Origin of the sequence: Azospirillum sp. Sh1 (assembly GCF_008365135.1) — a bacterium.
Taxonomy (GTDB): Bacteria; Pseudomonadota; Alphaproteobacteria; order Azospirillales; family Azospirillaceae; genus Azospirillum; species Azospirillum oryzae.
Map to the genome: position 1 here is coordinate 56,754 of NZ_VTTK01000031.1, position 23,091 is coordinate 79,844.

Consider the following 23,091-nt stretch of genomic DNA (forward strand, 5'->3'; position numbering starts at 1 on the left):
CTATGAAAGTTGTGTTTTTATAAACTTACTATCCTATTGATAACAATTTCCGTCAACTGTGCCCGCCCTAAGCTTCCACCCCGCTCGTCATTCGCCATGGGTCATGCGGCCGGCTCAGGGGCCGAACACCTCCTCGGCCACCGCATCCAGCAGGGCGTCGTCGCTCTGCTGGTTACCGTTGGTCAGGAAGATCAGCGCGGTGCGGCGGCCGGGGTAATAGCGGACATCGGCTTCGAACCCATCGTAACGCCCGTCGTGGCCGGCGCCGCGTCCCCAGCGGTCCTTCCACAGCGCGACGCCAAGCCCCTGCCCTTCCTCGTTCTCCGACGGGGTCAGCATGCGCCGGACGGTCGCCGCCCCCAGCAGCCGGTTGTCACGGAACAGGGCGAAGACGAAGCGCTCCAGATCGCCGGCGGTGGTGACCAGCGGTCCGTCGCCGGTGGTCGCCGCCCAGGACCGACGGCTGACGTCGCCCTCCTCGGTATAGCCATGGGCAAGGCTGCGGTCGCGCGGTTCGGCGCCGACGCTGGTCGAGCCCATCCCGGCCCGGTCCAGCACGCGGTTACGCAGAACCTGCGCGAAGGGAACGCCGTCGCGCCGCGATGCGATGTGGCCGAGCAGGACGTAGTTGCTGTTGGAATATTCGTAATGACCGCCGACCGGCCCGGTCGCCTTCTCGCCCGCCGCATAGGCGATCAAGGCGCCGCTGCGCGGCAGCTTTTCCGGCTTGGCAGCCTCGTCCTCCTGATAAGCATCGGTGATGTAATCGGGAATGCCCGAGCTGTGGTCGAGCAGATGGACCAGACGCGCCCGGCCGGCGTTGGCGACCTTGTCCAGCGGCAGGTCGGAAGCCAGATCCCGCACCGGCTGGTCGAGCGCGAGCAGCCCCTCTTCCACCTGTTGCAGCACGGCTGTTGCGGTCGCCATCTTGCCGACGGAGGCGACGTAGAAGCGGGTGTCCTCCGTCACCGGCCGCTCTCCCTTGCGGTCGGCGATCCCGGAAACCACCACCCGCCGCCCGTCTGGACCCGACACCAGCAGGATGCCGCCGTCCAGCTCCTCGTCGGCGAGGAAGCGGTCGAGCAGCCGTTGCAGGCGATCGGGCTTGGCGGCGCCAGCTTCGGACAGCGGAAGCGCAAGGGCCAGCAGGAGCGTCAGACCCGACATGAGCCGGGGCAGACGCCCGTTGCGGTTCGGAAAGCGGCCGGAATCATCCCGTCCTTGCGTCTGCATGCACCCTGCCCCCGTCCAATGAGCGGCTCGGCGGAACTACGCCGAAAGCAATAACCGGAATCGAGGGTATGCCTTGCAATCGGAAAACAGCAAGGAGCGGAAGCTACCGCTTCGCGACCGGACGGGTGCTGCCGCGGATCACCAGTTCGCAGTCCAGGTTGTGGTGCTTCTGCGTCACGCGGACACCGTCCAGGGCGGCCAGGATCTGGGTGGCGCTGAGGCGGCCGATCTCGCGCTGGGGTGGGCGGACGGTGGTCAGCGGCGGCGGGCAGGAGTTGCTGAAGGGAAGATCGCCGAAGCCCACCACCGCCAGATCGTCGGGCACGCGCAGGTCGCGGCGGGTCACCTCGAACAGCACGCCCAGCGCCAGCGCGTCATTGGAGCAGACCACACCGTCGATGTCGGGATGGCGCGTCAGGATCTCGTCGATCAGCCAGCGGCCGACCTCCGTCGTCGCGGCGTCGGGGACGGTGAAGTCGATGGGGTCGTGCAGGCCGCGGCGCATCACCTCCGCCTCATAGCCGTCGGTGCGGCTGCGCACGCGCAGGTCCTGGCTGGCGGCGGCGCCGATATAGGCGACCTTGCGGCTGCCCTGGTCGTAGAGGTGGCTGGTCTGCATGCGGCCGACCTCGAAATGCGAGAAGCCGACGCTGATGCCGACCGCCTCGCCGGGATGGCCGGGCATGTCCCACATCTCCACCACCGGCACGCCGCAGGAGGCCAGCATGGAGCGCGTCCGTTCGGTGTGGTGGAAGCCGGTCACCACCATCGCCGCCGGCGACCAGGCGAGGAAGGCGCGGATCAGGCTTTCCTCCTCCTCCGGGCTGAACTCGCTGACGCCCAGCAGGGTCTGGTAATGCGCCGCCTGGAACATGCCCTGGAGCGTGTTGTAGGTCTCGGCGAAGAAGGAATTCAGGATCGACGGCAGGATGACGCCGACGGTGCGGCTGCGTGCGGCGGCGAGGCTGCCGGCGACCAGATTGGGCACATAGCCCATTTCGTCGATCACCCGCGCGATGCGTTCGGCGAGGTGGCGCGACACCGATTCCGGCCGGCGGAGAAAGAGCGAGACGGTGCTGGGCGACACGTCGGCGGCGGCGGCCACGTCGGTCATCGTCACCCGCTGGGTGCCGCGGCGCGTCCGCTTCCTGGTTTCGGTCACCTGCATCGTCGGTCTTCCTCACGCATCAGGGGGCGGCCGGTCAGTGCCGCGTCGGCGGATCGGCGAGCGCAAGGACGGCCAGGGCCTCGATCGCGTCGTGAACGAGTTGATAGGCGGCCTCGATCCGGCAGAGCGCACGGTCGCATTCATCGTCATCGTCGCGCGTCTCCTGCCGGACGGCCCGGAACAGGGTCAGCGCTTCGCGGCCGATGATCCTATGGCAAGCCTGCAGTCCGCAATCCTCTTGCAGCGCGAGCGGGATATGCAGCAGGCGGTGGCGCAGCACCGCCGCATCGAGTTCCAGTTCGGCGATCCGCCGGGTCAGAAGGGGTGTCATCGATGTCATGCCCAGCGGGGCGCATCCGATCGGACACGCCCCGCTTCCTTTTCACGGCAGCCGGGTCAGCCGGCAACCAACTCCGCCATGGCGGCCTTCATGCCCTTCGCCTCGATGGCGGCGAGGCTGTCGGCCACCCGCGCGGCAAGGCCGGTGATGGCGGTCAGGTCCTCCTTCCACAGGCGGGCGTCGGACAGGACGGCGGCGACCAGGGCCTTGGCGTCACCGGCGTTGGCGGCCCAGGCGGCGCTCATGGCGGCGATCACCTCGGCATTGTCGCTGATCGGGTAGGACCCGGCGTCGCGCGTGCCGGTGTAGGCGCCGTCGGCCTGCCGGCCGCGGTAGAAGCGCAGCAGGGCCGCCAGCGAGAAGGACAGGCCGGCGGGGGCCGAGCCATTGCGGACGACCGCATCCTTCAGGCTGGGCAGGACGCGCACCTGCCACTTCGACACCGAGTTCAGCGTGATCGAGATCAGCTCGTGCCGGATATAGGGGTTGCCGAAGCGCTCCATGATGGTGCGGGCGTAGTCCTGGCGCTCCGCCTCCGGCAGCGGGACGTAGGGAACGATCTCCTCGAACATCACCTTGTTCAGGTAGGCCGACACGGCGGGGTCGTCCATCATCGACTTGACGGTGTCCAGCCCGGCACAATAGGCGGCCAGTGCGCTCGCGGTGTGGGCGCCGTTCAGGATGCGGACCTTGCGGGTGCGGTAGGGCTGAAGGTCGTCGGTCCACACCACGTTGAGCCCGGCCTTGTGCAGCGGCAGTTCCTCGGCCAGATGGGCCGGACCCTCGATCACCCAGACATGGAAGGGCTCGGCGGCGACGGCCAGCTTGTCCTCGTAGCCCCACTTGGCGGAAAGGGCCGCGGCCTCGTCCTTCGGATAGCCGGGGACGATGCGGTCGACCAGCGTGTTCAGGAAATGGTTGTGCGTCTCCACCCAGTCGGCGAAACCGGCCTCCAGCCCCCAGCGCTTGGCATGGGCCAGGACGATGCGCTTCAGGTTGGTGCCGTTGGCCTCGATCAGTTCGCAGGGCAGGAAGACCAGACCGCTGTCGGCGCTGCCGCCCAGCGCCGTGTAGCGGGCATGCAGCAGGGCCGCGACCTTGGCCGGGAAGCTGTCCGGGCAGGTGCCGGGGGCATAGGCCTCCTCGCGGTCGGCGATGCCGGCCTCGGTGGTGTTGGAGACGAAGAAGCGCAGAGCCGGGGACGAGGCCAGCTCGACCATCCGCGCCCAGTCGGCGTAGGGGTTCAGTGCCTCGGACACGCAGGAGACGACGCGGCGGGATTCGACCTCGCGCCCATTCTCGATGCCGCGCAGCAGCACGGTATAAAGATTGTCCTGCGCCTTCAGCAGGGGGGCGATGCCCTGGTCGAGCGGTTGGGCAATGGCGACGCCGGCCTTGGTCAGCCCTTGGCCGTTGGCAACATCGACCATCCAATCGACGAAACCGCGCAGGAAATTGCCGTCGCCGACCTGGAGGATGGTCACGGGCAGGGTCGGAGCGCCATCGGTGTGGGCGACGTCGAACGCGCCGCCGGCAAGCTGGTCACGGGTCAGGGAACGCATGACTGGGCATCCTTACAGGAGCTGAAAATCCGGGCCCGGTGCGTTGACCGCAGGCGCGGGCGATGGGTTAAATATACTAATATATTAATGAGTGGGGCAAGGAGAAAAGGGTGCGGCATTGTGGTTGGGGGGAGGTCGACCGGATGCCCCCTCCCCATCCCTCCCCCGCTTCGCGGGAGAGGGGGCAGGATGCTTGCTGGCATGACATAGCTGCCGAAGCGGCGGCAGTCCCCTCTTCCGCGAAGCGGGGGAGGGTTAGGGAGGGGGCAATCGAAGCCGACGCCCCTACTCCTTGAACCCCGCCATATGCTCGAACAGGTGGCGTTTGCGGCGGATCTCCGCTTCGGCCTCGTCCAGCAGCGCGTGGTAGCGCTCGGGGTTGGCGCGCTCCACCGCGCTGAAGCGGGATTCGCCGGCCATGAAGGCGGCGAGGCCGGCGGAAGGGGCACCGCTGTCCAGCTGCAGCGCGGTCTTGCCGTCGGCCAGCCGGCGCGGGTCACGGCGGTAGAGCGACCAATGGCCGCTCTCCACCGCCAGCTTCTGGTGTTCCAGCCCATGCGACAGCTCGAAGCCATGGGCGACGCAATGGCTGTAGGCCAGGACCAGCGACGGGCCGTGGTAGGATTCGGCCTCCATCAGGGCGTTCAGCGTGTGGCTGTCGCGGGCGCCGAAGGCGGTGCGGGCGACATAGACATGGTCGTAGGCCATCGCCATCAGCCCCAGATCCTTCTTGGCCGCCGACCGGCCGGCGGTGGCGAACTTGGCCGAGGCGCCGATCGGGGTTGCCTTCGATTGCTGGCCGCCGGTGTTGGAATAGACCTCCGTGTCCATCACCAGGATGTTCACGTCGCGGCCCGAGGCCAGGGCGTGGTCGAGACCGCCATAGCCGATGTCATAGGCCCAGCCGTCGCCGCCGACGATCCAAACGCATTTGCGAACCAGATAGTCGGCCAACTGCTCCAGCCGGCGGGCGAGCGGGTCCTTCAGCGGGGCGAGCTGCGTCATCAGAGTGGCGACGCGGGCCCGCTGGGCGGCGATGCCGGCGGCGTCATGCTGGTCGGCCTCCAGCAATGCGGTCACCAGACCGGGCTCCAGCTGGGCCGACAGCAGGGCCAGCGTGTCGCGCGCCTGTTCGGCCATGCCGTCGATGGCGACGCGCAGGCCGAGGCCGAACTCGGCATTGTCCTCGAACAGCGAGTTGGCCCAGGCCGGGCCGTGGCCGCTGGCGTCGGTGGTATAGGGCGTGGTCGGCAAATTGCCGCCATAGATCGAGGAGCAGCCGGTGGCGTTCGCCATCACCATGCGGTCGCCGAACAGCTGGGTCAGCATCTTGATGTAGGGCGTCTCGCCGCAGCCGGCACAGGCGCCGGAGAACTCGAACAAGGGTTCGAGAAGCTGGCTGTGCTTGACGGTGACCGGCACCGACTCGCGCGGGATGGCGGGCAGGCTGCGGAAGAAGTCGAAGGCCTCCTGATGGCCGGCCAGCGCCTGGACCGGCCGCATCTCCAGCGCCTTGCGGCCGCCCTTTTCGTTTCCTGGGCCATCTTTCTCTTCCGCCGGACAGACGGCGACGCACAGCGTGCAGCCGGTGCAGTCGGCGGGCGAGGACTGCAAGCGATAACGCCCGCCGGGGAATTCGCGCCCCTTGTAGGGGATGGTCTCGAAGCCGGCGGGCGCGTCGGTCAGCGCCGACTCCGGCACCACGGTGGCGCGGATGGCGGCATGCGGGCAAACCAGCACACACTTGTTGCACTCGATGCAGAGGTCGGCGTTCCAGCCCGGCGCCTCCGCCGCGATGTTGCGGCGCTCATATTTGGAGGTGCCGGTCGGCCATGTGCCGTCCACCGGGAAGGCGGACACCGGCAGCCGGTCGCCATGGCCGGCGATCATCATCGCGGTGACGCGCTTGACGAAATCGGGAGCCGTTTCGGGTACCGGGGCCGGACGGTCGTGGTCGGCGGTGACATGGTCGGGCGCCGGGACCGGGCGCAGATGGGTCAGCGCCTGATCGACGGCGGCGACGTTGCGCGCCACCACCTCCCCGCCACGGCGGGCGTAGGTCTTGGCGATGGCCGCCTTGATCTCGGCAATGGCGTCCTCGACGGGCATCACGCCGGACAGCTTGAAGAAGCAGGTCTGCATGATGGTGTTGACGCGACGGCCGAGCCCGACCGCCCGCGCCACCGCGCCGGCGTCGATGGCGTGCAATGACAGCCTGCGCTCGATGCAGAGGCGCTGCACCTCGGCCGGCAGGCAGTCCCACACCTGCTGCGGCGTGCCGGGGGCGTTCAGCAGGATCGTGGCGCCGGGGGCGGCCATCTCCACCACCTCCACCCGCTCCATCAGCGGCAGATGGTGGCAGGCGACGAACTCGGCCCGGCCGATCAGATAGGGGGCGCGGATCGGGTCCTTGGAAAAGCGCAGATGCGATACCGTGGTCGAGCCGGACTTGCGGCTGTCGTAGACGAAATAGGCCTGGGCGTGGCCGCCGTTGCGGGACTGGATGATCTTGAGCGAGTTCTTGTTGGCGCCGACGGTGCCGTCGGCGCCGAGGCCGAAGAAGACGGCGCGCGACACGCCCGGCTCCTCCACGCCCCAAGCCGGGTCCCAGGGGATCGAGTGGTGGGTGACGTCGTCGGTGATGCCGATGGTGAAGCGGCGCTTCGGCCGGTCGCGGCCCAGCTCGTCGAACACCGCCTTCGCCATGGCGGGGGTGAATTCCTTGGACGACAGGCCGTAGCGGCCGGCGATCACCACGGGGTCAATGGCGGACGGGTCGGCGGCGCGGGCCTCGGCCAATGCGGCGACCACGTCGAGATAGAGCGGATCGGCGACCGCCCCCGGCTCCTTGGTGCGGTCGAGCACGGCGATGCGGCGCACCGTCGGCGGCAGCGCGGAGACGAAATCGGCAATCGCAAAGGGGCGGAACAGGCGGACGGTCAGGCGGCCGACGCGCTCGCCCTCCCCCACCAGCCGGTCGACCGCGCCGTTGCAGGTTTCGGCCCCCGATCCCATGACGACGACCACCCGTTCCGCTTGCGGATGGCCGTGATAGTCGAACAGGCGATAGGCGCGGCCGGTGCGGGCGGCGAGCCGGTCCATCATTTCCTGCACGATGGCCGGACAGGCCTCGTACCAGGGGTTGGCGGCCTCGCGGGCCTGGAAGAAGACGTCAGGATTCTGCGCCGTTCCGCGGACGACGGGATGGTCGGGCGTCAGGCCGCGGCGGCGATGGGCGTCGACGCAGGAATCGTCGATCAGGGCGCGCAGATCGTCGTCGGCCAGGGGCTCGACGCAGTTGAATTCATGCGAGGTGCGGAAGCCGTCGAAGAAATGCAGGAAGGGCACGCGCGCCCGCAGGGTGGCGGCATGGGCGACCAGCGCCAGATCCTGCGCCTCCTGCACATTGGCCGAGGCCAGCATGGCGAACCCGGTCTGGCGGCAGGCCATCACGTCGGAATGGTCGCCGAAGATCGACAGCGCGTGGGTCGCCAGCGTGCGCGCCGCCACATGCATGCAGAAAGGCGTTAGTTCGCCGGCGATCTTGTACATGTTGGGGATCATCAGCAGCAGGCCCTGCGACGCGGTGAAGGTGGTCGCCAGCGCGCCCGCCTGCAACGCGCCGTGGACCGCCCCGGCCGCCCCGCCTTCCGACTGCATCTCCACCACCTGGGGCACGCTGCCCCACAGGTTGGGACGGCGCGCCGCCGACCATTCGTCGGCGAACTCCCCCATCGGCGAGCTTGGCGTGATGGGATAGATGGCGATGACGTCGCTGGCGCGGTAGGCCACCGAGGCCGCCGCCTCGTTGCCGTCCATGATGCGGATGGCGGCGGATGGCCGGGGAGATGCGGTGGAGGTTGGGCTCTGGGTCATGCCGGAAATGTCCTCTCTGCTGGCGACGGTCGTCTCCATGGCCACGTCTTCGATGACGGGGCGGCTTTTTTGAAAAGCCGGCGGAAAACGGCTGTCGACCAGGGGAATGGTCCATCCGGAGCGGGCCGGACACATTGACACGCGTCAGTCGGATCGGGAATTTCCGGGTGACGCCGTTCTGCGCTGCACCAGCGTCTGATATATTACCTTTGCAAGGAAGGCCCCACGTTGTCGCAGCGCAGCATCGGGTGGAAGCCGAGCGTTGCCGCGGGATTGCGGGCGGGCGATCGGGGTGAAGCAGGCCGCATGCAGCGAGGCAATGCGGGCGCAGGCCGTTGATCCAGGTCATTTATCCCGACCCGGCGTTGTGGCTTCCTGCATGCGGATGCGCCGTGGACGATCAACCCCGGCGGAAGAATCCGAACAGAAGAACAGGCATCTCAACCATCGATTACGTTGCATTGCAGCAAAGAAACGCCGGTCAGCAACCGGCGTGATTATGCTGCAGTTGCGAATAAATCAGCGCACCGCACCATCGTCCTGCGACATTTTCGCAAGGGCAGACGGCGGTCCCGGAAAACACTTGCGACGCACACTGATATATTAATATAACTCCACCAGCGATGCTCCCGCCCTCTTGAAACGAAGCGGAAGCGACCCCGTCGCCCGGCACCGAACACCCGCCGGCAAGGCATCCCCCAGCAAAGGATCGCCGCCTTAGGGCCCGTACGTGCGCACCGGCGCCTGCCGTGGCAGGCATGTGAGGAAAACATGAACAAGATCCGTGGTTTGCGGTGGCAAATCCTTGCCCTGATGATGCTGGGCACCGTGGTCAACTACATCGACCGCAACACGCTGGGCATCCTGGCGCCGACGCTCAAGGAGCAGCTCCACTTCTCGACCGAGCAGTATTCCTTCATCGTCAGCGCCTTCCAGCTCTGCTACAGCCTGATGCAGCCGGTCGCCGGCTACATCACCGATCTGGTCGGGCTGAAGCTGGGCTACGCGATGTTCGCCTTCGTCTGGGGCGCCGCCGCCGCCGCACATGCACTGGCCGGCAGCTGGCAGTCGATGGCCTTCTTCCGCGGCCTGCTGGGCGTCAGCGAAGCGGCGGCGATGCCGTCGGGCGTGAAGACTTCCACCCTGTGGTTCCCGGCCAAGGAACGCTCCATCGCCACGGGCTGGTTCAACACCGGCAGTTCGATCGGCGCGATGGTCGCCCCGCCCTTCGTCATCTGGCTGTCGCTGACCTATGGCTGGCAGGAAGCATTCATCGTCACCGGTCTGCTGGGCGTCGGCATGTCGGCCCTGTGGTACACGCTGTACCGCAACCCGGAGAACCATCCGCGCCTGACCAAGGAAGAGCACGACTATATCCTGGAAGGCCAAGCGCATGTCGAGCTGCCGAAGCCGTCGGTGAAGCGCGTGCTGGGCAAAGGCAAGTTCTGGAGCATCGCCGCCGCCCGCTTCCTGACCGAGCCGGCCTGGCAGACCTTCAGCTTCTGGATCCCGCTGTACATGGTCTCGACCCGCGGCATGGACATCAAGCAGTTCGCCCTGTTCGCTTGGCTGCCCTTCCTGGCCGGTGACATCGGCTGCATCCTCAGCGGTTACATGTCGCCCTTCTTCGTCAAGCGCTTCAAGATGTCGCTGGTCAACTCCCGCATCGCCGGTGTCGGCGTGGGTGCGGTGTGCATGGTCGGCCCGGCCCTGATCAGCTTCACCGTCAGCCCGATCGCCGCCATCTTCCTGTTCTCGCTCGGCGCCTTCGCCCACCAGATGCTGTCCAGCCTGCTCTATGCCCTGGTGACCGACACCTTCGAGAAGCAGGACGTCGCCACGGCGACCGGTTTCGGCGGCATGGCCGGCTATATGGGCGGCATGATCTTCTCGCTGATCATCGGCCAGCTGGCCACCACCATCGGGTACGAGCCGCTGTTCGCCTGCCTGACGGTGTTCGATCTGGCCGCATTCGTCATCATCGCCCTGGTGCTGGGTCAGCGCGGCGGCAAGCCCGCCGCCGCCATGCCGAACGCCACGGCCGGCGCCGACTGACGGTCCATCCGGTCCCGACTTTTACCTTACACCGCGATTGGAACGCCCTCCGGCACAGCGCCGGGGGGCGTTTCGCATCGGGCCGGACCGACGAGACCGATGGACAAAAAAGCTGACCGCGATGTGGCAAAGTCGCTTGCTACGCGGATGAGATATTAGTATATTAGCGCCGTACCGCTGGATGCGCCGTGGGTTGACCCGGCACAACTTGTTGGACGTTCCTCTCGGACTTCAGAGCCGCCGGTGTCACCGACGGCTCTTTTTTTGTCCGGGGCCGATCAGTTGAACAGGAAGGACTGGCTGTCGACCTCGAACGCGGGCGCGGCGCGGTCCGGCTGGGCGGAGACGGCGGCAGCGGCGGCGACCGACAGCAGCGAGGCGAGCGCGAAGGCCGAAGCGATCAGAGCGCGGGCAATCGTGTGGCGCGCGGCGGGCTTGTGAAATGACGGCTGATGGGAGGACATGCGACGGCTCCTTGGCTGGGATTGCGATGATCGGGCGTCGGGGAGCGGCGTCGGCGTCATCGGCAAACCAATGCTGCCATCGTCGTGCCGCCGTGAAACGCGCCGATCCCGCATGTCCTTCATGACGATGTTGCACTGCATCATAGCGCTGTGACTGTGCATGATGCAAACTGCGGAAGGTGATCGCAGCGCTCCGATCAATTCTGCAAGTGGGATACGGGGCCGTTACTTGGTGCAGTTCGATCTTTTACTGTGCCAGCCCGCGCCGCCCGCCGACCTCGTCCAGGTGAGTCAGCATGTCGGCCGGATCCTCATAGACGCGCAACGCGCCTGAGCGCTCCAGCTCCTCCCGGCCATAGCCGCCGGACAGCAGGCCGATGCCGAGCGCGCGCGCCCGCTTGGCGGCGATCATGTCCCAGATGCTGTCGCCGACCACGAAGGCACTGGCGATGTCGACACCGATGCGCGCGGCGGCGGCCAGGAACAGGTCGGGGTCGGGCTTGGCATACTCGACCTCGTCGCGGGTGACCACCGCGGCGCGCTCGGGATCGACGCCCAGCTTTTCCAGCGCCGGCCGGGCCGTCTCCATCCGGCCGCTGGTGGCGATGGCCCAGGGGATGTTCAGTTCCGTCAGCGTGTCCAGCAGATCGCGGGCGCCGGGCAGCGGGACGACGCCGGCCGCCAGCCGCTTGTAGGCCTGCGTATGACGATGGCGCAGCCGGTCGAGCAGGTCCTGGTCGATGGCGAGGCCGGTCTCGCGCAGCAGCATGTTGGTGAACAGCCCGCCGCTCATGCCGATCTTGCGGTGGATGCGCCAGACCGACAGGGCAATGCCCTCCTCGTCCAACGCTTCCTTCCAGGCCAGCACATGCTGGTACACCGTGTCGGTCAGCGTGCCGTCCAGGTCGAACAGGAAGGCGTTGGTCACGTGGGGATAGCCGGTCATGTCCGTGGTCCGCAGGTTGTGGAGGCGGGTCGAATTCGACAGGACCAGAAGTGGGACCGGCCCGCGCGTTTCGCCAAGGATTTGCAAAGGACGGTGATGGATTTTCCTCGACGATAATCCACGCGAACTTTCACCATGGTTTCACCACGCGGGCGCGAAGACTGGCGCTTCCGCTGGCGCGTTGACTTCGCTACAGTCCACGCCCAAGCTTGCCGCCGGTATGTTCGGCGCAATGCCGGTAGGGAGAGAAGCGCGTGTCGGAAAGGCCGGGGCAAGGCGACGCTTGGTCGACAGACGAGGATCTGGTCACATTGCTGGATCAGGTCAGCCGGCTTGTCTATGGCATCAGCTTCACCGAAGGGCTTTTCCCGGCGCAATGGGTGGCGCTGCGCTATTTCCATGACGCGCCGGAGCCGGCGCGCACCCTGACCGCGCTGGCCCGGTTCCAGCGGATCCATCTGGCGCCGGTGTCGCGCACGGTGTCCACCCTGGTGGACAAGGGGTTTCTGGCCCGCCGTCCACATCCCGGATTCAAGCGCGGCTGGCTGTTCGACCTGACGGACGAGGGGCGGGCCCTGTTGCACCGCGATCCCCTGCGCCAGTCGCTGACCCCGCCGCTCGCCGCCATGGCGGAAGATGAACGGGCGATGCTGGGCCGCCTGATGAGGCGGATCATCACCCACATGCAGGCAGGCGCCGCGACCGCGGAGGACGGGGCGCCGGTCGGCTGACCCGCCCCGCCCCACTCCGCTGCCTCGTTCCCCGCTGCTTCCATCCGGTCAGAACGTCAGCCGTTCGATGTTCTGCAACACAAGCTGGTGATGGTTCTGGTCCTCCAGCGTGACGGTCGTCTCCTGGGTGAAGGTCAGGCCGTGGCCCGACGGATCCACGGTGTAGGCGTGCCCGTCCAGCTGCTGGAGCCAATTGGCGCCGGCATTGGCGACGAAGGCGCCGACCTCGACCACGTCGGTCCACCCCACCCCGCCGTCGATGGTCAGGTTGCCGCCGCGCGGGGCGAAGATGAACAGATCGTCGCCGGCCCCGCCGGACATGCCGGTCGTGCCGCTTCCGGCATGCAGGATGTCGGCACCGGTGCTGCCGGTCATCGTCGCATCGGCCGAGACCAGCACCTGCACCGCCAGCGGATCGCTGGACAGCCCCTGATCGTCGCTGACCGTCACCTCCAGCGTCCGGGCACCGCCGCCATTGGGGCTGAGCGCCAGATGCTGGAGGATGTCGGTGTAGGTCGAGGTGGAGGCGCTGCCCGACAATGACAGCTGGTGGGTGCCGTCGTCCCAGCTGACCTCGATCCCGGTGCCCGACACCGTCTTGCGGCCGGTCGACGGGTCGGTGTCGATGGTCAGGCTGTCGAGGTTCAGCGCGTCGCCGGTCTGCGATCCGGCGGCGATGCGGATCGACATGCCGGACATGACGCTGCTGTCCACATCCGTGATCGTCGCGTCGGAGACCACCGCCGGATGATCGGTCGCGTCCGCGGCGATGACGGTCGTGGCGTGGGCGGCGGCCAGGGTCGGCTTGTCGTTCACCGGATCGACCGTCACGCTGAGCGTCTGCGTCACCACCGCGGTGTCGGTTCCGTCCCGGGCGGTCACGGCGACCGACAGATCGACCGTGCCATGCGCATTGGCCGGCGGAGTGTAGGTCAGCCCGGCCAGATCCGACGCGGCGAGGGTCCAGCTGCCGTCGCCATTGTGGGTGCCGTGGTTCAGGCTGGCGCCGTCGGGCATCCCGCTGATCCGCACCGTCACCGTCTCCGACCCGTCGCCGTCGGTGGAGGCGGCGGTGATCGTCAGCGCAATCGCCGTGTCCTCGTTTCCATGCACGGCGGGGGTGGTCAGCGTCGGCGTGTCGGCGACCGGGGCCACCGTCACCGCCAGCGAGCGGGTGGCGGTCGCCGGCGCGGCGGTGCCGTCCGTCGAAATGGCGGTGACCGACAGGGTGAAGCTGCTGCCGCTGTCATGGACCGGCGTGATCGCCAGCCCGGCCAGTTGGGCCGGCGTCAGCGTGATCGAGCCGTTGACGATGGTCAGCGTGTCGCCCGCCGTGTTCGACAGGGTGGCGCCGGCCGGGATGTCGGCGATGGTGACGCTCAGCGTCTCCGACGCGTCGGTCAGGGCCGGGGTGATCGACAGGGCGACCGTGCCGTCCTCCGCCACCGATGCCGGATCGACCTGCAGGGTCGGCGCGTCGAACACGGCGCGGACGGTGACCGGCAACTGCGCCGTGACGGAGGCCGGGGCGGCGCTGCCGTCGGTGGAGGTCGCGGTGACGGTCAGGGTGAAGTCGCCGTCGTCGTTCAGCGGCGGCGTGATCTTCAGGCCGGCAAGCTGGGCCTGGGTCAGGGTCCAGGTGCCGTCGGCGTTGTGTGTACCGGCGCTGAGCGTCGCACCGGCTGGAACGCCGGCGATGGTGATGCTCAGCAGCTCCGAGCTGTCGGTCAGGGCCGAGGTGATGGTCAGCGGGATCGCCGCATCCTCGTCGCCCGTCGCCGCGGCCGCGGTCAGGGTCGGGGCATCGGACACCGGGTTGACCGTCACCGGCAGGGTGGAGGTCACCGAGACCGGGCTGGCGCTGCCGTCCTTGGCGGTGGCGGTGACGGTCAGGGCGAAATCACGGTTGTCGTTCGACGGCGGCGTGATCGCCAGACCGGCGAGCTGGCCGGGTGTGAGGGTGATTGACCCGCCGGAAACGGTCAGCACGTCGCCCGCCGTGTTGGACAGATGGGCGCCGGCCGGAATGCCGGCGATGGTGACCGTCAGCGTTTCCGACCCGTCCAGGTCGGTCAGCGCCGGGGTGATCGTCAGCGCGATGGCGGTGTCCTCGTCACCGGTGGCGGCGGTGACGGACAGGGTCGGGGTGTCGGTCACCGCCGCCACCGTGACTGGCAGCGTCGCGCTGGTGCTGACCGGCGTGGCGGTGCCGTCGGTGGCGGTCGCCGTGACGGTCAGGGTGAAGTCTTCGCCCTCGTTGGGCGGCGGCGTGATCGCCAGACCGGTCCATTGCCCGGCCGTCAGCGTGATGGACCCGCCCGTGACGGTCAGCACGTCGCCCGCCGCGTTGGACAGGTGGGCGCCGTCCGGAATACCGGCGATGGTGACGGTCAGCGTCTCCGACCCGTCGAGATCGGTCAGGGCCGGGGTGATCGCCAGGGCGATGGCCGAGTCCTCGTTGCCACCGGCGGCGGTGACGGACAGGGTCGGGATATCCGACACGGCGTTCAGGGTGATCGGAACGGTGACCACCTTGGTCGCCGTGCTGCCGTTGGATTCGATGCTGACGGCGGTGACGGTCAGGCTGATCGGCGCATCGCTGTTGGCCGGCGGCGTCAGGCTCAGGCCGTTGAGCTGGGCCGGCGTCAGGGTCCAGCTGCCGTCGGCGTTGTGGGTGCCGGCCGACAGCAGCGCACCTGTCGGCACGCCGGTGATGGTCAGCAGCCCCAACCGCTCCGACCCGTCGGTGTCGGCCAGCGCCACGGCGAGGTTCAGCGGGACGGCGGTATCCTCGGTGCCGGTGATCGGCGCCCAGGTCAGGATGGGCTGGTCGGCGACCGGATCGACGCTGACCCGGAACAGCTGGCTGGTGGTCGCGGTGGCGCCGCCGACAGTCTCCGTCGTCGTCGCGGTCAGCGTCAGGTTGAAGTCGGTGCCGGCATTGGCCGGCGGCTGAAGCTTGAGGCCCGACAGCTGGGCGGCGGTCAGGCTAACCGACCCGGCGGTGGGCGTCAGAATGTTACCGTTGGCATCCACCAGCACCGCGCCGGTCGGCAGGCCGGACAGGGTGACGGCCATCGTCTCCGACCCGTCGGTGTCGACCAGTGCCGCCGTCAGGTTCAGTGCGATCAGCGAATCCTCGTTGCCGGACGCGTTGGCGACGATGACAGTGGGGGCGTCGGTGACCGCCGTCACCTCCACATGGATGCTGGCGGTCGTGCTCGCCGTGTCCTTGTTGGAGCTTTCCAGGCTGGTCGCGGTCAGCGTCAGGTCCATGCCGCCGGAATAGTTGCGCGGCGGCGTGATTGTCAGGCCCGACAGCTCCGACGTCTTCAGGGTCCAGGACCCGTCGCCGTTGTTGGAGCCGTGGTTCAGAACCGCGCCCTCGGGCAGGCCCGACAGGATGACCGCCATCGTCTCCGACCCGTCGGTGTCGACGAGGCTGGCCGATACGTCCAGGGCGATGGGCGTGTCCTCCGCGCCGGTCGCGTTATGGACGATGACGGCGGGCGCGTCGGCGGCGGCCGTGTAGGTGACGGACAGCGTTTTGGTCGACCAGGCGGGCGTCGCGGTGCCGTCCTGGGCGGCCGCTTCGACCGTCAGGGTCACCGTGCCGGCATAGTTGGCCGGCGGCGTCAGCGTCAACGCCGCGCGATCCGACGCGGACAGGCCGGTGAGATCATAGACTCCGTTGCCGAGCGAGGTGCCGCCCGACAGGGTGAAGCCGGCCGGAACCGTCACCCTCAGCGCGGTGATCACCTCGCCTGTGCCGACCAGATCGGTGACGGCGGCGGAGATGGACAGGCTGGCGGCGTGATCCTCCTGCGCCGTGGCGGAACTGGCGCTGATGGAGGGGGCGTCGCTGACCGGCGCCACCTCGACCGCCAGGGTCTTCGTCGTGGTCGCCCGGTCGGCGTTGCCGCTTTCGCGCGCGACCGCGCTCACCGTCAGCTGGAAGGTCCCGCTGGCGTCGTGCGGCGGCGTGAATTTCAGCCCGGCGAGTTGGTCGGGGGTCAGCACCCACTTTCCGGTGGCGGAGTCCAGATAGCCGGCCGACAGCGAGGCACCGGCCGGCACCCCTTCGATGACGATGCTGGCCAGAACCTCCGACCCGTCGGTGTCGGCCAGCGCGGCGGTGATGTTCAGCGCGATGGCCGTGTCCTCGTTGCCGGAAGCCGCCTGCACGGTCAGCAGCGGGCTGTCGGCGACGGCGGTGACCGTCACCGCCTGGGTCAGGCTGGTGTGGGTGTTGCCGGAGTTGGTAACCACATCGATGCCGAGGGTGAAATCGGCGTCGCTGTTGGAGGGCGGAGTCAGCGACAGCCCGGCCAACTGGGCCGGCGTCAGGGTGATCGAGCCGCTGGCGATGGTCAGCGTGTCACCGGCGGTGTTGGTCAGGACGGCCCCGGTCGGAATTCCGGACAGAGTGACGGAACTGACGCCGCTCCAGTCCTGCAGGCCGGTGTCGAGATGCAGGGCGACGCTGCCGTCCTCCGCCGTCGTGACGCCGGATGGGCGGTCGCTGCCGACACCGGTCGCCGGATCGGGGGTCGTGCCGCCGGTGCCGCCACCGGTGGAGCCTCCACCGGTCGATCCGCCGCCCGTCGATCCACCACCGGTGGATCCACCGCCAGTGCCTCCCCCACCGGTGGACCCGCCACCCGTCGAGGCGGTGGTGGTCCAGCTCAGCACGAAGCTGTCGGACACGCTCGTGTTGCGGTCGCCCTCGCTCTCGATACTGTAGGGATTGACCGTCAGGGTGACGCTGGCCGTGTCGACGGTGCCCGACACGCTGTGGGTGATGCCGGCGGCATTGGCGTCCTTGACGGTCAGCTTCAGGCCGCCCTCGCCCAGCGCCTTGGCATACTCCTCGGCGGTCAGCGTCCAGGTGCCGTTGCCGTTGTCGAGGCCGCGCGACAACACCGTGCCCTTCGGCACGCCGGAGATGGTGACCGCCAGCGTTTCCGAGCCGTCGGTGTCCTGCAGGAAGGCGTTCAGGTTCAGCACCATGCCGTCCGGCACGCCGGCCACCGACTGGTCGTCGACATGGTAGGCCTCGACCGCGCCGTTCGCCCCGTGCGACACCGGCGCGTCGGCCACGGCGGTGACGGTGACGGTCGGGGTGTAGGTCCTGGTCAGGCTGTCGGTGCCGTCCACCGCCGTCACCTTGACGGTGATGGTGAAGTCGTCGGCGTCGTTGGCCGGCACGTTCAGCCGCAGATTCCCGAGTTTGGCCGGATCGACGGTCCAGCTGCCGTCATGGTTGTCGGTCAGCGCGCCGGCATCCGTGCTGGTCAGGGTGACCCCGGCCGGCAGGCCGGAGATGACGATGGAGGAGATATGCTCCGACCCGTCGCTGTCGCCGGTCAGGGCGGAGATGGTCAGCGGGATGCCGCCGACGGCGTCCTCCTGCGCATGGGCGCCGATGGAGACGACAGGTTCGTCCGTCTTGGGGTCGACGGTGACGGTCAGGTCGCGGGTGTCCTTCAGCATCCCGCCGGAGGTCGCGCCGTTCACCGTGATGATCGGCGCGCCGTTGCTGTCGGTGGTGATGACGTCCACCTTCAGCGTGATCGTGCCGGCGAAGTCCTGCTTGGTCGTCAGGGTCAGTTCGTTGCGATACTCCACATCGACCGACCAGCGGCCGTTGCCGAGATAGACCAGCCCGCTCTCATGCCCCGCCGCCAGCGACAGCCAGGAGCCGGACGGCAGGTTGCTGACGACCAGCGACAGGCGCTCCGACCCGTCATTGTCGACCATCACCAGATCGCCGAGCCGCAGGTTGATCGCCGTGTCCTCGTTGCCGCGGGCGGTGAGCGTGCCGTTGGGCGTCACCACGTCGGCCACGCCCTGCACGTCGACATGGACGGTCATCGCCGCCGCGTCGGCGATGGAGCCATTGGAGCTTTCCGTCGCCCGCGCGGTGAAGGTCAGGTCGAAGCCGGTGTTGGAGTTGGCCGGCGGGGTGATGGTCAGGCCGGTCAGGTCGGCCTGGGTCAGCACCCACTTGCCGAGGCCCGCGTCGTAATGGCCATGGTTCAGCGTTGCCCCGGCCGGCACGCCGCCGACCAGGATGCTGAGGCTTTCCGAACCGTCGCGATCGGTCAGGGCCGCCACGACCGACAGCGGGATGGCGGTGTCCTCGCGGCCCACCGCGTCGGAGGCCGACAGCACCGGCGTATCGGCGACCGCGTTGACGGTCACCGCCAGCGACTGCTGCGCCGAAGTGGCGGTGGTCGTTCCCTCCACCGAGGTGGCGGTGATCTTCAGCGTCACCGTGCCGGAATAGTTCAGCGGCGGCGTGAAGCTCAGGCCGCTCAACTGGCCCGGCGTCAGGGTCCAGCTGCCGTCGGCATTGTGGGTGCCGGCGGACAGCGTCGCCCCCTCGGGCACGCCGGTGATGGTGATGTGGTCCAGCGTCTCCCCGGTCACGTCGGACAGGTGGGCGTCGATGGTCAGCGGGATGGCGCTGTCCTCGTTGCCGGTGGCCGCGGTGGGGATGACGATGGGGGCGTCGGCGACGCCGGTGACGGTCACCGACAGGGTTGCCGGCGCCGACACGGCGGTGGAGCCGTTCTCCCGCTCCACCGAGGTCGCGGTGACGCTGAGGGTGATGGTGCCGGAGAAGTCGTGCGGCGGAGTCAGGCGCAGGTTCGGCAGATCGGCCGCATCCACCTTCCAGGTCTTGCTGCCGTCGCTCTGGGTGCTGACAACGCTGCCGAAATTCAGGCTGGCTCCGTCCGGAACGCCGGAGATGGTGACATAGCCGATGCTCTCCGACCCGTCGGTGTCGGTCAGGGCCGGGGTGATCTTCAGGGCGACGGAGGTGTCCTCATCCGTCGCGGCGGCGGCGGCGGTCACGGTCGGCGCATCGGCCACCGCATCGACCGTGATGGTGCCGGTCGCCGTCTGCGTGCCGCGCGCCGTGCCGGCGCTGGTGCTGTCGATTGTCCCGACCTTCAGCGTGTAGGCGAGGTCGGCGTCGGAGTTGTGGGCGGTGACGACCGTCAGCCCCTGGACCGTCCAGGTCCCCGCCGTGCCGCCGGCCGCCAGCGCCGCGGTCGGGATCGTCCAGCTGTAGTTGCCGGAGGCATCGGGACCGCTGCGGGTCAGCTCCACGCCGTTCACGTACAACTTGGCGCCGGCCACGTCCTGCTGCGAGGCGGCCATGGTCAGGGTGACGCTCTCCACCCGTTCCGGGCTGGCGGCGTCGATGTCGCTCAGCGTGATGGTCGGGGCGAGCGCGATGCCGCCGGACGCGTCCTCGTTGCCGCGCGCGGCCAGCGTGGAGAGCGTGATGGCATCGGCCTGAGGCGTGACTTTGATCGTCTGCGTGGCGGTGGAGGTGCCGCCATAGCCGTCGGTCACCGTGAAGGAGAAGGTTTCCGTGCCGCTGAAATCGGCATCCGGCGTGTAGGTGAAGGTGCCGTCGGCGTTCACCACCAGCGTGCCGTGGGCCAGACGCACCGGCTGCCCGGCGTCGCCGGGTCCCTTGAAGGTCTGCGTGTCGTCGGTGCGGCCATTGACCGTGTCCTGGTCCGTCGCGCCCAGCCGTCCGGTGACGACGGTGTCCTCCGTGGTTCCGGTGGTGGCCGCCGTTGCGGTCGGCGCATAGTTCAGCGCCGTGCGCACATCGACCGATCGACCGTCGACGTAAAGCTCCAGCTTCTCGAAATCCGCCACCTTGATGCCGAGCGCGTTCAGGGTGGTGGCGTTGGCGACGTTGGTGTCCTGGCTCGCGGCGTTGGGAAGAGCGCCGGCGGTCTCGATCTGGTTGCGCAGGGTGCGCAGGTCGGCCAGGATCGAAGCATCGGACAGCTGCGCCCCGGTCAGCATCACCCGGAAGGTGTCGATGCCGGTGTCGCCGTCCTGCTGTTCCGGCTTGGACGACGTGCCGCCGTCGGTGCCGACGGTGAAGATCGACAGATCGTCGCCCGCGCCGCCGCGAATTGTGTCGGTGCCGGCGCCGCCGGTGATGGTGTCGGTACCGCCACCGCCGAGCAGGATGTTGGCGCCGCTGTCGCCGGTGATGACGTCGTCGAAGGCCGAGCCGGTGACGTTCTCCAGATTGCGCAGGGTGTCGGTGCCCTCGCCGGTGCCGATGCCGGTCGCCAGATTGGCGTTCACCGCGGTGGCCGAGGCGGCGTAGGTCACCGTGTCGTTGTCCGCTCCGCCATCCAGGACGTCGTCGCCGAGACCGCCGCTCAGGGTGTCGTTGCCGGCCCCGCCATAGATGGTGTCGTTGCCGTCCCCGCCCTCGAGGCTGTCGGCGCCTTTGGGCGTGTTGGTGAACTTGATGGTCAGCGTCTGGGCGACGCTGTTGGCGGTGCTGCCGTTCTCCCGCTCTTCCGAGGTCGTGACCACGGTGAGGGTGATGGGGGTGGCGCTGTCCCCCTCCTTGGCGGTCAGGGTCAGGCCGGACAGCTGGGCCTGGGTCAAGGTCCAGGTCCCGTCGGCATTGTGCGTGCCGGCGCTGAGCGTCGCATCGGCCGGAACGCCGGAGATCGTCACCCTGGAGATCGACTCCGACCCGTCGACGTCCGTCACGGCGGGAGTGATGGTCAGGCCGGTGGTGAAGGTGCCGGTGCCGTCGCCGTAGATCAGGTCGTCGCCGGCGCCGCCCCGGATGGTGTCCTTGCCTGCACCGCCCGACAGCGTGTCGTTGCCGGCGGTGCCGGTCAACGTGTCGTTCTGGCCGGTCGCAAGGTCGTAGGTGATGGGCGTCACGGCGAGTGTCGGCGTGTCGGCCACCGCCACCACGGTGACGGCCAGCGTCGTCTGCACGGAGACCGGGGAAAGCCCGCGGTCGGTGGCCGTGGCGGTAATGGTCAGCGTGAAGTCGACGTCGCTGTCGTGCTGCGGCGTGATGGTCAGGCCGGACAGCTGGGCCTGGGTCAGCGTCCAGGTGCCATCGGCATTGTGCGTGCCGGCGCTGAGCGTCGCACCGGTCGGAACGCCGGCGATGGTGATGCTCAGCGTTTCCGAACCGTCCAGATCGGTCAGGGCGGACCGGATGTCCAGCGCAATGGCGGTGTCTTCGTTGCCGCTCGCGGCGGTGACGCTCAGCGTCGGGGTGTCGGTCACCGGATCGACGGTGACGTGCAGGGTCTTGCTCCTGGTCGCTTCGGCAGCGCCGCCGTCCTTGGCGACGGCGGTGACGGTCAGGTCGAAATCGACGTCACTGTTCGACGGCGGCGTGATCGTCAGACCGGCAAGCTGATCCTTGGTCAGCGTGATCGAGCCGCCGGTGACCGTCAGCGTGCCGTTCAGCGTGTTGGAGAGCGTGGCACCGGCGGGGATGCCGGTGATCCGGATGCTCAGTGTTTCAGAGCCGTCCAGATCGGTCAGCGCCGGGCTGATCGACAATGCGATGGCGGTGTCTTCGTTACCCTGCGCGGCGGTGACGCTCAGCGTCGGCGTGTCGCTCACCGGATCGACGGTGACGTGCAGGGTCTCGCTCTTGGTCGCCTCGGTGGCGACGCCGTCCTTGGCGATGGCGGTGACGGTCAGGTCGAAATCAACGTCGCTGTTCGACGGCGGCGTGATCGTCAGGCCCGCGAGCTGGGCCGGGGTGAGGGTCCAGGTGCCATCGGCGTTGTGGGTGCCGGCGCTGAGCGTCGCCCCGGTCGGAACGCCGGCGATGACGATGCTCAAGGCTTCCGAGCCGTCGGTGTCGGTCAGCGCCGGGTTGATCGTCAGCGCGATGGCGGTGTCTTCGTTTCCACGCGCGGCGGTGACGCTCAGCGTCGGGGTATCGGTCACCGGATCGACGGTGACATGCAGGGTCTCGCTCTTGGTCGCTGCGATGGCAACGCCATCCTTGGCAATTGCGGTGACGGTGAGGGTGAAATCCACGTCGCTGTTCGACGGCGGCGTGATGGTCAGGCCGGACAGCTGGGCCGGGGTCAGCGTCCAGGTGCCATCGGCATTGTGGGTGCCGGCGCTGAGAATCGCCCCGGTCGGAACGCCGGCGATGGTGATGCTCAACGCTTCCGAGCCGTCAGTGTCGGTCAGCGCCGGGCTGATCGTCAGCGCGATGGCGGTGTCTTCGTTTCCACGCGCGGCAGTGACGCTCAGCGTCGGGGTGTCCGACACTGGATTGACGGTCACCGGTAGCGTCTGGGTCACCGATACCGCATTGGCAGTGCCGTCCTTGGCCGTGGCCGTGACGGTCAGGGTGAAGTCCACGTCGCTGTTCGACGGCGGCGTGACGGTCAGGCCGGCGAGTTGATCCTTGGTCAGCGTGATCGAGCCGCCGGTAACCGTCAGCGTGCCGTTCAGCGTGTTGGCGAGCATGGCTCCGGCGGGGATGCCGCTGATGGTGATGCTCAGCGCCTCGGAGCCGTCCAGGTCGGTCAGCGCCGGGTTGATCGCCAGCGCGATGGCAGTGTCTTCGTTGCCGGTGGCGGCGGTGACGCTCAATGTCGGGGTGTCGGTCACCGGATCGACGGTGACGCGCAGGGTCTCGGTCTTGGTCGCTTCGGCAGCGACACCGTCCTTGGCAATTGCGGTGACGGTGAGGGTGAAATCCACGTCGCTGTTCGACGGCGGCGTGATGGTCAGGCCGGACAACTGGGCCGGAGTCAGAGTCCAGGTGCCGTCGGCATTGTGGGTGCCGGCGCTGAGCATCGCCCCGGTCGGAACGCCGGCGATGACGATGCTCAAGGCTTCCGAGCCGTCGGTGTCGGTCAGGGCCGGGCTGATCGTCAGCGCGAT

Annotated in this window: 10 protein-coding genes; 2 read left to right on the top strand and 8 right to left on the bottom strand. The window is 68.3% G+C overall.

What is annotated here, in order from left to right:
• Positions 1-114: 114 nt before the first annotated feature.
• The 5 genes from FZ029_RS24885 to nifJ all read right to left on the bottom strand — a co-directional run bounded on the left by FZ029_RS24885 (position 115) and on the right by nifJ (position 8,122).
• Entirely contained in the window at positions 115-1,167 is a 1,053-nt protein-coding gene (locus FZ029_RS24885; protein ID WP_149272405.1) for a serine hydrolase domain-containing protein, read from the bottom strand.
• 169 nt (positions 1,168-1,336) lie between these two features.
• Positions 1,337-2,401 carry a LacI family DNA-binding transcriptional regulator gene (locus FZ029_RS24890; protein WP_149272396.1) on the bottom strand — a complete coding sequence of 355 codons (1,065 nt, stop codon included), beginning with the start codon at positions 2,399-2,401 and terminating at the stop codon, positions 1,337-1,339.
• A gap of 34 nt (positions 2,402-2,435) precedes the next feature.
• Complete coding sequence (locus FZ029_RS24895) at positions 2,436-2,732, bottom strand: hypothetical protein (RefSeq protein WP_109074673.1); 297 nt, start codon at positions 2,730-2,732, stop codon at positions 2,436-2,438.
• A 65-nt stretch (positions 2,733-2,797) separates the two neighbouring features.
• Complete coding sequence (locus FZ029_RS24900; RefSeq protein WP_149272397.1) at positions 2,798-4,303, bottom strand: tagaturonate reductase; 1,506 nt, start codon at positions 4,301-4,303, stop codon at positions 2,798-2,800.
• A 285-nt stretch (positions 4,304-4,588) separates the two neighbouring features.
• Positions 4,589-8,122 carry a pyruvate:ferredoxin (flavodoxin) oxidoreductase gene (gene nifJ, locus FZ029_RS24905; protein WP_149272406.1) on the bottom strand — a complete coding sequence of 1,178 codons (3,534 nt, stop codon included), beginning with the start codon at positions 8,120-8,122 and terminating at the stop codon, positions 4,589-4,591.
• 828 nt (positions 8,123-8,950) lie between these two features.
• Here nifJ and FZ029_RS24910 point away from each other — a divergent pair.
• The gene (locus FZ029_RS24910) at positions 8,951-10,234 is read left to right on the top strand and encodes an MFS transporter (RefSeq protein WP_149272398.1); all 1,284 of its coding nucleotides are present in this window, start codon (positions 8,951-8,953) and stop codon (positions 10,232-10,234) included.
• Positions 10,235-10,512: 278 nt separating this feature from the next.
• On the opposite strand, the gene FZ029_RS24915 is transcribed toward FZ029_RS24910, so the two are convergent.
• Complete coding sequence (locus tag FZ029_RS24915; RefSeq protein WP_149272399.1) at positions 10,513-10,698, bottom strand: hypothetical protein; 186 nt, start codon at positions 10,696-10,698, stop codon at positions 10,513-10,515.
• A 247-nt stretch (positions 10,699-10,945) separates the two neighbouring features.
• Positions 10,946-11,644 carry an HAD family hydrolase gene (locus FZ029_RS24920; RefSeq protein WP_149272400.1) on the bottom strand — a complete coding sequence of 233 codons (699 nt, stop codon included), beginning with the start codon at positions 11,642-11,644 and terminating at the stop codon, positions 10,946-10,948.
• A gap of 254 nt (positions 11,645-11,898) precedes the next feature.
• On the opposite strand from FZ029_RS24920, the gene FZ029_RS24925 reads away from it, so the two are divergent.
• Entirely contained in the window at positions 11,899-12,375 is a 477-nt protein-coding gene (locus tag FZ029_RS24925) for a MarR family transcriptional regulator (RefSeq protein WP_149272401.1), read from the top strand.
• A 48-nt stretch (positions 12,376-12,423) separates the two neighbouring features.
• Here the strand turns inward: FZ029_RS24925 and FZ029_RS24930 are convergent, their stop codons facing one another.
• A complete protein-coding gene (locus tag FZ029_RS24930; protein ID WP_247892486.1) occupies positions 12,424-23,040 on the bottom strand; it encodes a tandem-95 repeat protein in 10,617 nt (3,538 codons plus the stop codon).
• Between the last annotated feature and the right edge of the window lie 51 nt (positions 23,041-23,091).

Excerpts from the sequence above, each read along its gene's own strand:
- FZ029_RS24890 (WP_149272396.1), bottom strand. The coding sequence starts at position 2,401 with ATGCAGGTGACCGAAACCAGGAAGCGGACGCGCCGCGGCACCCAGCGG.
- nifJ (WP_149272406.1), bottom strand. The coding sequence starts at position 8,122 with ATGGACGGCAACGAGGCGGCGGCCTCGGTGGCCTACCGCGCCAGCGAC.
- FZ029_RS24910 (WP_149272398.1), top strand. The coding sequence starts at position 8,951 with ATGAACAAGATCCGTGGTTTGCGGTGGCAAATCCTTGCCCTGATGATG.
- FZ029_RS24920 (WP_149272400.1), bottom strand. The coding sequence starts at position 11,644 with ATGACCGGCTATCCCCACGTGACCAACGCCTTCCTGTTCGACCTGGAC.
- FZ029_RS24885 (WP_149272405.1), bottom strand. The coding sequence starts at position 1,167 with ATGTCGGGTCTGACGCTCCTGCTGGCCCTTGCGCTTCCGCTGTCCGAA.
- FZ029_RS24900 (WP_149272397.1), bottom strand. The coding sequence starts at position 4,303 with ATGCGTTCCCTGACCCGTGACCAGCTTGCCGGCGGCGCGTTCGACGTC.
- FZ029_RS24895 (WP_109074673.1), bottom strand. The coding sequence starts at position 2,732 with ATGACACCCCTTCTGACCCGGCGGATCGCCGAACTGGAACTCGATGCG.
- FZ029_RS24915 (WP_149272399.1), bottom strand. The coding sequence starts at position 10,698 with ATGTCCTCCCATCAGCCGTCATTTCACAAGCCCGCCGCGCGCCACACG.